Source organism: Vulcanisaeta souniana JCM 11219 (assembly GCF_026000775.1).
GTDB lineage: Archaea > Thermoproteota > Thermoprotei > Thermoproteales > Thermocladiaceae > Vulcanisaeta > Vulcanisaeta souniana.
The window spans coordinates 1,506,471-1,520,037 of the sequence record NZ_AP026830.1 but is presented as its reverse complement, the minus strand read 5'-3'; the positions used below and the strand labels follow the sequence as shown (position 1 = coordinate 1,520,037).

Below are 13,567 nucleotides of genomic sequence, written 5' to 3'. Positions count from 1 at the left end.
ATATAAATAAAGATTTATATTCCTTTAAAAATACGTATCCTCAATGTCCTCATTAATACAGGTTGTTGGGGTTAAGGAGCACGATAAATTCAGGGGCGTCTACTGGGTGTCCTTTGAGGATGGTACCGAAAGGTTAGCAACAATAAACCTGACACCGGGTAGGAGGGTTTATGGTGAACAATTGATTCAGTGGGAGGGCAAGGAGTACAGGGTTTGGAATCCTTATAGGTCAAAGCTCGCTGCCGCCATAATGAATGGACTTAAGGTAATGCCCATAGCCGAGGGAACGCGGATGCTATACCTAGGTGCCGCCAGTGGTACTACCGTAAGCCACATAAGTGATATTGTTGGTAATAATGGCATTATTTACTCAGTGGAATTCTCACCAAGGGTCTTTAGGGAGTTCATGGAGAAGCTCGTGGATCAGGGCAGGAAGAACGTAATACCAATACTGGCGGATGCCAGGTACCCAGAGCAATACATACACATAGTGAGGACCGTGGATATTGCCTACATTGATATAGCACAACCATTCCAGGCAAAGATACTTGCCGATAATGCTGACGTGTACGTGAAGAACAATGGCTATGTAATGCTGGTTATAAAAGCCATGAGTATTGACGTTACGAAGGAACCAAGTGAAACGTTTAAGAGGGAAATTGATGTACTCAAAGATAGGGGCTATGAAATACTGGAGACGGTTCACCTGGAGCCTTATGACACGGCACACGCCATGGTAATAGGCAGGAAAATCTCGTAACAATTACACAAAAGCTTTAAATAAAAACAAACATATCTAGGTAATAGTAAGGATGGGCAATGAACTTATAGCGCATGTACTGAGTTTTGCAGCAAGTAGGAGGGCTAAGGTACTACTTATTGGTGATTCTTCTCTATCGTACGACGCAATAATCAGGATACCTAATTATGACAAGGATGAGGAGGGTAAGTTCATTATTAAAGTGAGGGAGGATGCCGGAAAGGTTAACAGGGAGGCAATAATAGACCTTGTGGTGCTGGCTAAGGTCTCCAACTCCACACCCATAATAGTGGGTGTTAAGTACGACAATGAGGAAATGGATGATGGCGTGGCCTATAAAACCCACGGCATATATGCAATGGGCATTAGAACCTTCAAGAGGATCCTGGACAATGATAGTATTAAATTCGTGAAGGATAAGGGCATCGTAAAGGCTAGCGTAAGGGGTCAGTTACTCAGGAGATTAAGGGAAGACAGGGGCATGAGCCTTGGGGATCTCGCGAAGCTGCTTGGGGTTACCAGGAGAACGGTCTATGAGTATGAAAGAGAATCCATAGAGGCCTCAGAGAGGACTGCACGTATGTTAGTGAGTTTATTTAATGATGACGTTCTTAAGGACATAAACCTAAGGCCTAATGACGAGGAGGTTATTAAGGACGTGAGTGCCAGGGAGAGAATGGTCGATGAGAATGTCAAGGAATTATTACCGTCATTCAAGCTATACTCCCTAGTAAAGGCGCATACAAAGATGGCGGCTCACTCCCCCGGTGAGTCATATCTTGTTGAGGATAAGAGGAGATTAAGTAATGAGGTTGTTAATGTGGCTAAGGTCCTTGGCGTTGGATTAGCGTTAATAGAAGCCGAGAAGCATGATGTAGAGTTCCTGGAGTCAAAGAACTCCTGACCAAAAGGTGTCTAACCATGGATTACCCTAAAACGGAAGTTAGGGAGGGATTAGTATCGGTGATTGTGCCTGACCTAACTAAGTACAGGGTGGGTAATAGACCCGAGCCTGCCCATGCGCCTGTTTTTTATAACCCTAGAATGGAGGTTAACAGGTCATTATCAGTGGCGGTAATTAATGGCTATATTAAATACGTAGGTAGACCCGGCATTACCATATGCGAGCCTTTATCAGGCACCGGTGTAAGGGCTGTTAGGTATGCAAGGGAAGTCAATGGCGTGTCTAGGGTTATTGCTGATGACATAGATGTTAAGTCCTTTGAGTTAATGAAACTGAATGTTGATAGAAATGGACTAAATGATGTAATTACTGCATATAGGGATGATGCAAATAACGTATTGCTTAGGGTTGCCCGTGAAGGCGGCTGCGACGTGGTTGATATAGATCCCTTTGGTTCACCGCAACCATTCATTGAGAATAGCCTTAGGGCTATTAGGGACCAGGGACTTCTGTGTATTACTGCCACTGACGTAGGCGTCTTGGCAGGTAAGTACCCACTTAAGTGCGTTAGGCGCTATGGTTCTCTGCCGCAGAAGTTTCCCTTCAGATTTGAAGTTGGAATTAGGATACTTATTTCGTTGGTAGCGCGCCATGCCCTTGCCATGGACTACGGAATACAGCCATTACTGTCCTTCCTTGATGGCCATTACTACAGGGTATGCGCACTGGTCTTTAAGGATAGGGCTTACGCCCTTGAAACACTGAGGTCATTAGGATACGCCTACTACAGACCGGTATTATTACAGAGGGGCTTTATTCAGGGGTATCCCATACCGGGCAGTGCATGGCGTAAATTGGCGGGTCCCCTATGGATTGGTAGTTTGTGGAATTCGGAGTTCGTGATTGAACACGTAACTAGTAACATTAAGGACTATTTCAGTGAAAGAGCTAAGGAAATTACGGAATTAATTAAGGAGGAGGCGCTCGCCCCGAATATTCCTTATGCGCTCACTACGGAGTTCAGTAGGGAGTTAGGGCGTGAAATACCCATTAATGATGCCATAGACCTAATTAGGAAGCTTGGTTACCAAGCCACCAGGTCCCACTTTCATATTAAGGGAATCAGAACAAACGCTGATCTACTCAGGATCAAGAAGATCATTAGAGAAATAACTAAATAAGGCATTATTAATAGCACTTCGTGTTAGTAATCGTAATAACTGGCCTGCCTGGTTCAGGTAAGACCATAGTCTCAGACGTTGCAAGGGAGCTGGGGTTACCCGTGATAACCATGGGTGATATAATCAGGGAAGAGGCGCAGCAAAGTGGCATTCCATCGTCTACAGCATCAGTAACGCTTAGATTAAGGGGTGGTACCAGGTTCATTGCGTACAAAACATTGGAAAAGGCGCCAAAGACAAGTGTTCTTGTTATAGACGGTGCCAGGAGTATTAGGGAGATTGATGCAATTGAGGAAGTCCTGGCAACGAATGTTGTGCTTATCTACATAGTTGCCCCATGGAGACTTAGATTCGAAAGACTTCTCAGGAGAGGTAGACCTGATGATCCTAAGACGATCGAGGACTTCCTAATGAGGGATCTTAGGGAGCTGAAGTATGGGCTCGGTGACCTAATAGCTAGGGCTGATTACGTACTTGTCAATGATGAACCAATTAATGAGTTCAAAGAAAAGGCCCAGAAAGTACTTACGCACTTGGTTACGCAGTACGGAGGACATGAATCAGGCGATAGTCAAGATCGGCTTACTTTGTAATGTTCTTCTGCCTTTCCACAATGTTTCTTAGCGCCGTTAGTAATTCATCGATGGGTTTGTTAATGATGGCTAATGGTATATGCTCCTTCCTTGCTATTTCGATGCCTAGGTAATCCGGCTTATCAACGCCATGCATCACTACTACGGCAGGCCTTAGGCTTGAGAAGGCCATCATGGACTTAACGGCAATCATTGGTGACCTGCCATACCTAACATTAGTAAATACGGCAGCCCTTTGTGTAGTGCTACCGTAAAGCTTTAGGTACTCGTAAGATGGCACGTCAAGGACAAGCTTTAGACTATCAACCACTGTATAACCGTGAATGTCAACATAACCCTCAGGTTCGACGGCCATTATGGCACCTATGGCCCTAACAAACTCATTGATCTCAATGGGATTGTCGAAATCCCTCATGTCGATTATCGCCTCCCAGAACCTCTCACCGCCAAATTGCCTGCTCATGATGTACAGTCTCTGCCCGCCTCTTTCAAGTTCGTAATCCACCAACGCCTTAACGACCCTCCTGATGAATTGGGAACCCGGTGATTTCCTACGCCCGGATTCATAATCACTGATCACGCTTGGTGATGTACCGAGCCTGGCCGCTAATTCTGCCTGGGATATATCGAAGAACTCGCGCCACTTCCTGATGCCCTTGCCTGGGTTGTCTGAGAGGACTATGTCGCCGGCTATCCTAATCATTATGTCTGTGATAAAACCTCCGTACTCAACCATTAAGAATTAGTCAATAGTCCAGTATTTATGCATTTATTTTCTGACCTCCTCCCCGCCCTGAAGGGCGAGGCTTGTCATTCTTTTTGTCAGGTAGTGAACGAGGCGCATTGTAATTAACGGAAGCATTCCCATTCTTAGAAATACCATTTTATTCTCTTCCAAGGAAGAACTTATAAAGATATGCCTGTATATAACTACGTGTCCTCTCAACAGGCGGGTAGCGCATTACAGACTACTGTTTCTACGGAGAAGATAACTATTACGAAGCCACCGCTCGGTTCACCGGTAAGGCGAACCTATACATTTAGGGTTAAAAGGTATGACCCAGAGAAGGGGAGGTATTACTGGCGTGAATATAGGGTTGAACTTACGAATCATGAAACCGTACTTGATGGATTATTAAAAATAAAGTGGAATCAGGACTTAACACTGTCCTTCAGGTACAGTTGTAGAATGGGTATATGTGGCTCCTGTGGTATGCTAATTAATGGAACACCAAGACTAGCATGCGAGACCAAGCCCTATGACCTAGGCACTGAGGTAATCACTGTTGAACCATTGAGTAATTTTGAACCAATAAAGGACTTGGCCGCGGACTTCTCGGACTTCTTCGAGAAGCATAGGGCTGTCAAGCCCTGGTTAATTAGAAAAGATGAAGCAGAACAATTCGAGAAGTTAGAAACTTATTATACACAAACTGAAGATCAACTTAGTGATTACCTAGAATTTGCATATTGCATTAAGTGCGGTCTTTGTTACTCGGCTTGTCCAATGGTCTTCCTAAACAAGGACTACCTAGGCCCACAGGCCCTCGCCCAAGCCTACAGATGGAGCGCTGATAATAGGGATGAGGGTGCCGTGCTTAGGCTTAAGGTTGTTGATAGCGAGAGGGGCGTTTGGTCATGCCACTACAGCGGTACCTGCAGTAAGGTTTGTCCTAAGGATGTTGATCCAGCCCTGGCGATAAACCTTTTGAAGAACTGGTTATTAAGTGGTAGGCGTAGGAGGTGATGGGCATGGCACAGCAGAAACAGGTAAAGAGGGTCCCACCAAAATGGTCTCTCTGGTTCAAGGGACTTGATGAGTGGTTACTGATATTCCAGAAGGTCAGTGGCGCTATACTAATTCTATACCTACTTGGGCATACCCTTGTGATATCCACGGCGCTTGGTTTCGGGCATCCATCACAATTAACATGGGAAACGATCATTGGCACCATAGAGGGGCCGGCGATTTACGGCCAGGTTCATGTAGGCACAGTAATTGAGTACTTAATAGCGCTGTTGGCTGCTGTTCACGGCGCCAATGGGTTTAGGCTAATACTGACGCAGTACTTCGGTGTTGGTCTTCCAAGGCCCGAGAGACATACATTCCCAAGGGCAGTGCCATCAGTTAAGAAGACTGGGCAGTCATGGCTTAAGTACATAGCAATTATTGTAGTTATAATATTCCTCATATTAGCAACACTAGTGGCCTTTGTATGGTGATGGGTATGGTGAGCGCATCTACATTAAGAAAGTGGCAGTACCTCCTTGGGATTGTGTTGATTGTGGTTGTTGGAATACACCTAGCCTTTAGGTGGCCGAGTTATGAGGGATCAATAACCTACTCAGCCGCAATAAGCCATATACAGGCCTGGGACTTTGCCTATGCAGCGGTTCTATACATACTGTTGTATGCTGCATTGACTCATGGCCTCATAGGTCTCAGGACCTTACTACTTGAATTATGGCATTGGAGGTATGCCAGGGTAACTGTGGACGCGGCATTAATAGTGATAGGGGTTGTGGTGGCTATAGTGGGGACAATAGCCCTAACCGGAACAATATTAGCCCTCATCCATTGAGAACTGCTGGGGTTCCCAATAATTCAAAACCTCCTTAAAAACATCCACACTATTAATACCACTGGTGCCATTCACGACTGTTAGTGTTGCCATTATTGAGGATATTAACGTAAGCACATCTCTCCTTGTTAGGTATCCCATGTTACCAATCCTAAAGGCCTTGCCCTTCACATCATCCATCGCATCCGACAGGGACACACCAAGTTTGTAAATCATTTTCCTGAATTCATCAGGGCTAATGCCCTGTGGGTACTTAAACGAGAGTACTGTGGTTGATCTATGATAGTCATTCTTTATGAAGGGCTCCAAGCCCATCTTGCCAAGGGCGTTCACGATAGCCCTACCCCTCTCAACATGCCACTTAATCCAATTCTCTATGCTGACCTCCCTAACCATACTCAATGCCTCCCTAATGGCGAACAGGTAATTAACAGCTGGTGTGAACGGGGTCTCCATCTTCTCACCAAACTTCTTCATCAGCTTTATGTCAAAGTAGATGCTTGGATGGTTCACAGAATCAGCCTTACGGTAAGCCTCGCCTGAGGCCACGGCTATGAAAGACATGACAGGGGGTGCAGCAAGGCATTTCTGGCTGCTTGATACGGCTACGTCGACGCCCCAGGAATCAACCTCAAAGTAATCACCGCCTAGTGCTGACACGTTGTCCACAAGTACTAGGGCACCGTAAGACCTAATCCACTTGGCGACCTTCGGTAGGTCCCTAAACACGAGACCCGGGCTTGTGTCGTTATAAACCGTGGCAAACACATCAATGTGCTTAATTCCCATGGATTCCACCTTAGCCCTTAGGTCATCGTACGTGGGCGCCTCCGTCCAACCGTAATTAACCTCAATAACCTCAGCACCAACCCTCCTTAGGTGATTAACGAGCCTCCTACTGAAGCTACCGAAGATGGGTACGACCACAGTATCCTTAGGCTTAACGAAGTTAAGAACCATGGTCTCGACTGCGCCAGTCCCGCTGGCTGTTATTGGATAAACATCACCATTGGTGCGAAATACATACTTAAGCCCCTCAACTACATCCCTATATAGCCTATGGAAGTGTGGAGATCTATGATCCACAACCCTCATTAACGCCTTCATAACCCTAGGTGGTATCTGGGACGGTCCTGGAACCACAAGCAGAGGATCCGGGGCTAGGTCTAGGTTCACGTTATTATGGCTTTGGGTACTGCTTTAAAGCTTTATCAATTAAATATATATACTTTATCATAATAAAATATAATATATATATACAGCAATAAAAACACTCCAAGGCATGTTAAACATGAGACCTAACCTTAATAAATAATGTTGCTATGGCCCTTTGTGCTTATTGCAAGGCTTAGTATTAAGGGTTTCTACGGAGTAAATATTGGATTCGACCTAGGGCCACTGACCGTGATCACAGGACCCCCAGGCTCCGGTAAGACAATGATAATTGAGCTACTATGGCGAGTATTCAAGGGCGTTAGGGACAGGGTGAACCTTGATGGCTTTACTAGGGTTGGTGATGCCAGGATTGATATGACGATTACGCTTGACGAATGGGTCAAGCGGAAGTTAGAGGAGGTGGGTTACCCAGGGGATTCGGTTACGATTAGTATTGGTGTTGATGAGGGCGGTTACGTGCAGGCGATCAAGATTGATAATAAGGAGATCATAGTCACTGAGTACAGGAATAGCCTAAGTAGGGTTAAGTATCCCATGGATGTCGATGTTGCTGACACGTCAATCCTACTAAACCCAGATGGGTTAACCCCCAAGGAGCAAGCCCTTCAACTAGTTGGTAGTGCTTCTGAGGACTTTGAGGCGACGCTTTCTGTGATTAAGATCCTCAGGGACTTCATAATTGGTCTGGGTGTTTATAGGATCGGCCCTTACATAGATTTTAGGGGACGTAGTCGAGGAACCGACGAGAGGTATATGGACTTCATTGGCGAGCATGGTGATAACTTGGTTGAGGTTTTATCACAGTTGTTCACTGACCCCAGGAGAGACCCTGACATTAGGTTCCTTAGGAAGGTACTTAGTGAACTTGGATTTAGGAACTTCAGGGCTGGTTGGTATGGTGGTGAGTTGGTGCTGTCTTACGTCGATAAAAGGGGCCTTGTGCATATTGGTGACGAGTTACCCTGCCATATGAAAACCATGTTAGCATTAATCACCCAATTAATGGTGGCCAGAAGGCCTTCAGTGATCCTCTTTGAAAACGCAGACTATTGCCTAAGTGAGGGTCTTGGCCAAGCAATCACTAAGTTCCTGGGTAATTACATAGATGGTAGACAATTAATCATGGAGGTTAGGAACAAGTGGTTTATTGATGAGATGAAGATGCCCCACGTGGTCCTCTACAACGTGGCCTAGCACTGAATATTAGCTGCCTTAATGAGGTCTTTAATGACCTCCCTAATTCTACCCTTGTCACCTTCACTAATTGTGTCCCAATTATCAATTATGTACTTAGCCAGCGATATGAAGTCGTTAATTGCAGCACTGGTTTTATCGACATTTGGTAAACCAATGAAAGCCTTACCGCTTTCGGTTATTTCATAGTACTTCTTCGTACCTTCCACCTTAGCCACCTTAATTAAACCCTCTTTCTCAAGCTCATCAAGGGCTGGGTAGACAGAGCCAGGGCTTGGTCTCCAGAAACCCATTGATAACCTCTCAATCTCATCAATAATCTGAGCACCAGTCATTGGACCCTTATTATTGAGTAGGTAAAGCACCAGGTATTTCAGTCCTCTCCTCTTTATGAACCACTGTGGCGGTGGTCCAAAATGCCCATGTGCATGCTCGTAATGCATTAATTATCGGATTCAATAATAGTAGGGATTTATTTAACTTATGCCTTAACTCCATGGCGTATGAACAGCGTAGGAGGCGGAACAAGAGGGCATGGTGGGTATGGATGGAGGTATGGCTTAATAGACATGAGCTCGAATATGAACCCACTGGGTGCTCCTAGGGAATTAATTGAGCTAATTAGGAGGGGAGTTGATGAGGAGCATTATGCGCATTATCCAACAGAGCTTGGTGATGAATTAAGGATGGCCTTGGCTGAGTACGAGGGAGTTAATTATGGAGTCACTTACGTGTTTAATGGCGCCACGGAGGCTCTGCAGGTACTAATCATGTGGTTAAGGCCTGGGCACATTATAATACCCATACCGAACTACAGTGATTACCTGAGGCTGAGCCAATTAGTTAATGCCAGGATCGAGCTTGTCGAATACTGGGGCCACGATGGGATATTGGATACCTTACTTAATAGATTGGGACCTAACGCCTTGCTTATTTTGTCAAATCCGAACTCGCCGATGGGATATTTAGTTAAGCGCGATTATCTGCTCATGTTAGTTGAAGAGTTAAGGAGATGTGGTGGTATCTTAATCGTTGATGAGTCATTTATGGATTTCGTAAGGAACAGGGAGTCGTTAATTAGAGATTCCCTGAGTTATGACAATGTTTTTGTTGTTAAGTCGTACACGAAGTTCCTGGCAATACCTGGACTTAGGGTTGGTGCCATTTATACCAAGGCCGATATTGAGCATTTAGTGCCTACCTGGCCTGTGAATTCGATTGCTGAATATGCGGTTTCAAAGTATATGAAACAGGCCAACGGGTTTAGGGAATCAACTATTAGTTATATAGAGAACGAGAAGGCAAGACTCACTAAGGTATTGAACGAATTAGGTATTAATTACTATGACTCCGTAACGCATTACCTCGTAATTAGGCATCAGCCCTGGCTAGGTGAAGAACTTCTGAAGCTTAATTTCCTCATTAGGGACTTGTCAAACGTACCGCCATTAACAAGGGGATTTTTCAGAGTCAGTATTAGAAGTAGGGACATTAATGACTTATTTCTTAATGCACTATCGAGGGTAATACAAATTAAGCATTAATTACACGGGTAATTAATGAGCAATGCAGAACTAAAGAACGAAATCCCGAGTTTAGTGTCCAGGCTAATTCAGTTACCCAGTGTCAATCCTCCTGGTTACACAATTAATGTAGCCAGTTTCATAAGGGATTGGTTAAGCGAGCGTGGGTTTACGAGTGAAACCAAGGAGTATGCTAAGGACAAGCCCAACGTGATTGCCAGGGTTGGTAGGGGTAGGCCCGTGCTCATACTTAACGGTCACATGGATGTCGTTCCTCCCGGCGATGAGTCCAGGTGGGTTTACCCACCGTTCTCGGGGAAGATCGTTGAGGGTAGGGTCTATGGTAGGGGTGCCACGGACATGAAGGGCGGCTTGGCAGTGATAATGATGGTATTCGCAGAATTAGCCCCATTGATAGAGAGGCAGGGCTCAGGTACATTAATATTCTCGGCAACGGCGGATGAGGAAACTGGTGGTCACCCAGGTGTTGAGGCATTGGTTAGGGAAGATGCGCTTATCGGTGATGCCGCGGTGGTTGCCGAGCCCTCCGGCAGCTCCAGGTATTACATTGGTGAGAAGGGTCTTTGTCAGGTCAAAATTGTTACTAGGGGTAGGCCTGCCCACGGTAGTTTACCCGTGCTTGGTGAGAACGCAATCATGAAGTTAACCAGGGCAATTACCAGGGCTGAGGAGTTAATTAATGAGTTTAACAAGGGCATTAAATTGCCCAGTGAGTTAGTGAACGCTATTAGGAATTCAGCCGAGGTTTACCTTGAGGCTGCGAGGGCTTCAGGACTTAACCTAACGCTTAGTGACTTTGAGGGAGTTGTTGGCACAGTGTCCTTCAACCCGGGCGTTATTAGGGGTGGCTCGAAGATAAACATGGTACCTGACTACGCAGAGCTAGAACTTGACATGAGGATCCCGCCTGGTGTTTCGCCGAACCAGGTAATTAACCACCTAAGGAGCGGGTTATGCGGTGCAGCCGATGTTGAAGTTCTGGACACCAGTGAGCCTAATTACACGAGCCCCAGCGATACCATTGTCAGGCTTATTCATGAGGGTATTGAGAAGACGCTTGGTTCGACGCCTAAGCCGATAATAGTGACGGGGGCCACTGACGGTAGGTACCTGAGGGCTAGGGGCATTCCGACGGTTGTTTATGGACCTGGTGAGCTTGCCTTGGCCCATGCCTATAATGAGTATGTTACAGTGGATGACTTGGTCAAGACGCATGATGTCATGCTTTACACAATAAAGAGATTCTTTGGAATACCGGCATAGCGCAATATATTAATTTCCGGCTCTTCCTTGAAATCCATGCCAACGAAATTCCTCTATTGGTGGGATTCCTATAGGAGGGAATTTGATGCAGTGGTTGTTAGGATCAATGGTAATAGGGTTTGGCTTGATCAAACAATGTTTCATCCAAGGAGTGGCGGTGTGTCCAACGACACTGGCAAGCTGACTTGGCAGGGCGAGGAGTATGTGGTTAAGGAGGTTGTTAAGGAGGGTGAGGATGCCGTACATTTACTTGATAGAGAACCGAGGTTCAAGGTTGGTGATACTGTTCATGGAGTAATTGATTGGGAGAGGAGGTATAGATTAATGAGACTTCACACGGCAACTCACATAATAGCTGCATTGGCCTATAGGAAGTATAATGCGTTGGTCACTGGTGGTGAAATAACGCCTGAGTACGCAAGGGATGACTACAATCTAGCCCTGAGCAGTGATGCCCTTAGGAAGGCATTCCAGGACTTAATCACGGAGGCCAATGAGGTTGTCAAGAGAGGTATTCCTGTGAAGGTATACTTCCTGAAGAGGGAGGAGGCTTTGAAGATACCTGGCATCGTGAAGCTTGCCGAGAGGGAACCACCGCCTGGGGAGGAGTGGAGGATTGTGGAGATTGAGGGTATTGACGTGCAGGCTGATGGCGGACCGCACGTGGCTAACACGAGAGAGATCGGTGAGATAGTGTTCCTTAAGTCCGAGAGTAGGGGTAAGGATAAGAAGAGGGTTTATTATACGGTGAAGCCCTAAAACGCCCTCGGGCCTTAATAATTAAACTTAACCGTAACTTATACTTCATCTCTTTCTCTATGAGGAATTGAGACTCATGAGTCTCTAACCTAACGAGCCGGTACTCCTTAATGGCTATTTCATTCGACCCACGTTTAGTGGGTATTTCTCAATATTAACGCTTCTCATCTAAATAACCTATTTCATTTACGGTAATACTTATATAATGCCTTGATCAATAAAAAACGTGGTTGGGCAGGTAACTACTGAGGGAATAAATGCCAGGGCCATGATTGGTGGCATGCTTGGTTGGATGGTTGACGTCTTCGACTTAACCCTAGTCCTATTCATAGCCTCAGTCCTCGGCACATACTTCTTCCCACCAACAAACTTAACTGCCAGGCTCCTCTTCGTCTTCGCCTCATATTCACTGACACTACTTGCTAGACCCCTCGGTGGCATCATATTTGGGCATGTAGCCGATAGAGTTGGCAGGAGGCTCACAATGATGATAACACTACTTGGCCTTGGCGTATCCTCGGCCCTCACGGGGGCGCTACCTACTTATCAACAGATCGGCTTAATGGCCACCGCACTCTTCGTGTTACTGAGGCTCTTGGTGGGCATATTCGTAGGTGGTGAAGTCAGTGGCTCGCACTTGGTGGCCATTGAAAGCTCATCACCAAGGTATAGGGGCCTAGTCTCTGGAGTAATTGAAAGTGGGTACTACTGGGGCTACGCCCTCGCCGCATTCACCTTTGCTTCCCTCAGGGATTACTTCGGCACAAAGACTTTCGTGGCCTATGGATGGAGATATGCATTCCTGGTTGGTCTTGCCGTAGCCGTGATTGGTATTTTGCTCAGGTTAGCCGTTGATGAACCAAGCATATACAGGGAGTTAAGGAACGCTGGTAAGGTCTCCAGGGCGCCAGTGATCGAGTTCTTCAGGAGAGGCTATCGCGACGCGTTAATAGCCCTACTCCTACTTGCCGGCATCTTCTGGGTCGCCTATGCAACACTTGGCTTCCTACCAACTTATCTAGAGACCTTTCTCAGGATGCCCCTATCCACTGTGTTCTGGGGACTTACCTATGCATCACTTATTGGCGGTATCATAACGATAGTGGGCGGCGTACTTAGTGATGTGACAAAGAGGAAATATGCATTCCTATACTATTCACTGCTAGGTATTATACTTGCCTACCCACTCGCTGCCGTCCTAAGGATCTCCTTTGCACTACTCGTGGTTTCTGCAGGCATACTATCCAGCGTCATTGGTACTGGCGGCGTGATGCTGGCATACCTAGCCGAGTTATTCCCAACGCGTTATAGGGGCTCAGCGATTGGGTTCATCTGGAACATGGCCTCCATAGGGGCCACGGCAGCCTTACTCACAGCACCCTTCTGGCTTAGACTCGGCCTCATAATCGGTTACTCAGTGATGCTCATAGTAGGCTTCATAATCGCAATAATAGGCGTTGCAATAACCCGTGACAATACCGGGATTGAGTTAAGAAAACTTGATGAATCCGCATAACCCTACTGACCTAGTTTTAAATGAGGATTATCCTATTATAGTGGTTGCCAAGCATCATGCGCCCAGTGTATAGACATGAATTAAGGCAATTACCC

15 protein-coding genes are annotated in these 13,567 nt (G+C 46.0%); 12 read left to right on the top strand and 3 right to left on the bottom strand.

Annotated elements, in window-relative coordinates; genetic code table 11:
- Nucleotides 1-43 precede the first annotated feature (43 nt).
- From Vsou_RS08205 to Vsou_RS08190, 4 genes are read left to right on the top strand one after another with little or no spacing between them, the layout of a single operon-like run.
- Nucleotides 44-760, top strand: coding sequence for a fibrillarin-like rRNA/tRNA 2'-O-methyltransferase (locus Vsou_RS08205; protein ID WP_188603770.1), 717 nt, complete (start codon nt 44-46; stop codon nt 758-760).
- Between the two features lie 52 nt (nt 761-812).
- Nucleotides 813-1,664 (top strand): helix-turn-helix domain-containing protein, encoded by an 852-nt coding sequence (locus Vsou_RS08200; protein WP_188603771.1) that lies wholly within the window; start codon nt 813-815, stop codon nt 1,662-1,664.
- Between the two features lie 17 nt (nt 1,665-1,681).
- Nucleotides 1,682-2,845, top strand: coding sequence for a tRNA (guanine(26)-N(2))-dimethyltransferase (locus Vsou_RS08195; protein ID WP_188603772.1), 1,164 nt, complete (start codon nt 1,682-1,684; stop codon nt 2,843-2,845).
- A gap of 20 nt (nt 2,846-2,865) precedes the next feature.
- Nucleotides 2,866-3,438, top strand: coding sequence for an AAA family ATPase (locus Vsou_RS08190; protein ID WP_188603773.1), 573 nt, complete (start codon nt 2,866-2,868; stop codon nt 3,436-3,438).
- On the opposite strand, the gene Vsou_RS08185 is transcribed toward Vsou_RS08190, so the two are convergent.
- A complete protein-coding gene (locus tag Vsou_RS08185; RefSeq protein WP_054844077.1) occupies nt 3,428-4,174 on the bottom strand; it encodes a helix-turn-helix domain-containing protein in 747 nt (248 codons plus the stop codon). The genes Vsou_RS08190 and Vsou_RS08185 overlap by 11 nt on opposite strands.
- 198 nt (nt 4,175-4,372) lie before the next feature.
- Here Vsou_RS08185 and Vsou_RS08180 point away from each other — a divergent pair, with 198 nt between their 5' ends.
- The 3 genes from Vsou_RS08180 to Vsou_RS08170 are packed head-to-tail and all read left to right on the top strand — an operon-like array spanning nt 4,373 to nt 6,020.
- Nucleotides 4,373-5,185: a succinate dehydrogenase iron-sulfur subunit gene (locus Vsou_RS08180; protein WP_188603774.1), complete on the top strand. Its 813-nt coding sequence runs from the start codon at nt 4,373-4,375 to the stop codon at nt 5,183-5,185.
- 5 nt (nt 5,186-5,190) lie between these two features.
- A complete protein-coding gene (locus Vsou_RS08175; protein ID WP_243680510.1) occupies nt 5,191-5,661 on the top strand; it encodes a succinate dehydrogenase/fumarate reductase transmembrane subunit in 471 nt (156 codons plus the stop codon).
- Nucleotides 5,661-6,020, top strand: coding sequence for a hypothetical protein (locus Vsou_RS08170; protein WP_229709902.1), 360 nt, complete (start codon nt 5,661-5,663; stop codon nt 6,018-6,020). The genes Vsou_RS08175 and Vsou_RS08170 overlap by 1 nt, the downstream gene beginning before the upstream one ends.
- Here the strand turns inward: Vsou_RS08170 and Vsou_RS08165 are convergent.
- Nucleotides 6,003-7,196: a pyridoxal-phosphate-dependent aminotransferase family protein gene (locus Vsou_RS08165; RefSeq protein WP_188603776.1), complete on the bottom strand. Its 1,194-nt coding sequence runs from the start codon at nt 7,194-7,196 to the stop codon at nt 6,003-6,005. The two genes, Vsou_RS08170 and Vsou_RS08165, sit on opposite strands and share 18 nt — an antisense overlap.
- 156 nt (nt 7,197-7,352) lie before the next feature.
- On the opposite strand from Vsou_RS08165, the gene Vsou_RS08160 reads away from it, so the two are divergent.
- A complete protein-coding gene (locus Vsou_RS08160) occupies nt 7,353-8,390 on the top strand; it encodes an AAA family ATPase (protein WP_188603777.1) in 1,038 nt (345 codons plus the stop codon).
- Here the strand turns inward: Vsou_RS08160 and Vsou_RS08155 are convergent.
- Nucleotides 8,387-8,833 (bottom strand): PadR family transcriptional regulator, encoded by a 447-nt coding sequence (locus Vsou_RS08155; RefSeq protein WP_188603778.1) that lies wholly within the window; start codon nt 8,831-8,833, stop codon nt 8,387-8,389. The genes Vsou_RS08160 and Vsou_RS08155 overlap by 4 nt on opposite strands.
- A 60-nt stretch (nt 8,834-8,893) precedes the next feature.
- On the opposite strand from Vsou_RS08155, the gene Vsou_RS08150 reads away from it, so the two are divergent.
- The 4 genes from Vsou_RS08150 to Vsou_RS08135 all read left to right on the top strand — a co-directional run bounded on the left by Vsou_RS08150 (nt 8,894) and on the right by Vsou_RS08135 (nt 13,472).
- Complete coding sequence (locus Vsou_RS08150; RefSeq protein ID WP_188603779.1) at nt 8,894-9,934, top strand: pyridoxal phosphate-dependent aminotransferase; 1,041 nt, start codon at nt 8,894-8,896, stop codon at nt 9,932-9,934.
- A 15-nt stretch (nt 9,935-9,949) separates the two neighbouring features.
- Entirely contained in the window at nt 9,950-11,197 is a 1,248-nt protein-coding gene (locus Vsou_RS08145) for a M20 family metallopeptidase (RefSeq protein WP_188603780.1), read from the top strand.
- A 36-nt stretch (nt 11,198-11,233) separates the two neighbouring features.
- Nucleotides 11,234-11,956 (top strand): alanyl-tRNA editing protein AlaXM, encoded by a 723-nt coding sequence (alaXM, locus tag Vsou_RS08140; RefSeq protein ID WP_188603781.1) that lies wholly within the window; start codon nt 11,234-11,236, stop codon nt 11,954-11,956.
- Between the two features lie 226 nt (nt 11,957-12,182).
- A complete protein-coding gene (locus tag Vsou_RS08135) occupies nt 12,183-13,472 on the top strand; it encodes an MFS transporter (RefSeq protein ID WP_229709903.1) in 1,290 nt (429 codons plus the stop codon).
- The last annotated feature ends 95 nt before the right edge of the window (nt 13,473-13,567 follow it).

What these genes read in the sequence shown, in the direction of transcription:
- Vsou_RS08195 (WP_188603772.1), top strand. Translation starts at nt 1,682, where the DNA reads ATGGATTACCCTAAAACGGAAGTTAGGGAGGGATTAGTATCGGTGATT.
- alaXM (WP_188603781.1), top strand. Translation starts at nt 11,234, where the DNA reads ATGCCAACGAAATTCCTCTATTGGTGGGATTCCTATAGGAGGGAATTT.
- Vsou_RS08200 (WP_188603771.1), top strand. Translation starts at nt 813, where the DNA reads ATGGGCAATGAACTTATAGCGCATGTACTGAGTTTTGCAGCAAGTAGG.
- Vsou_RS08150 (WP_188603779.1), top strand. Translation starts at nt 8,894, where the DNA reads ATGAACAGCGTAGGAGGCGGAACAAGAGGGCATGGTGGGTATGGATGG.
- Vsou_RS08175 (WP_243680510.1), top strand. Translation starts at nt 5,191, where the DNA reads ATGGCACAGCAGAAACAGGTAAAGAGGGTCCCACCAAAATGGTCTCTC.
- Vsou_RS08185 (WP_054844077.1), bottom strand. Translation starts at nt 4,174, where the DNA reads ATGGTTGAGTACGGAGGTTTTATCACAGACATAATGATTAGGATAGCC.
- Vsou_RS08155 (WP_188603778.1), bottom strand. Translation starts at nt 8,833, where the DNA reads ATGCATTACGAGCATGCACATGGGCATTTTGGACCACCGCCACAGTGG.
- Vsou_RS08145 (WP_188603780.1), top strand. Translation starts at nt 9,950, where the DNA reads ATGAGCAATGCAGAACTAAAGAACGAAATCCCGAGTTTAGTGTCCAGG.
- Vsou_RS08205 (WP_188603770.1), top strand. Translation starts at nt 44, where the DNA reads ATGTCCTCATTAATACAGGTTGTTGGGGTTAAGGAGCACGATAAATTC.
- Vsou_RS08170 (WP_229709902.1), top strand. Translation starts at nt 5,661, where the DNA reads ATGGGTATGGTGAGCGCATCTACATTAAGAAAGTGGCAGTACCTCCTT.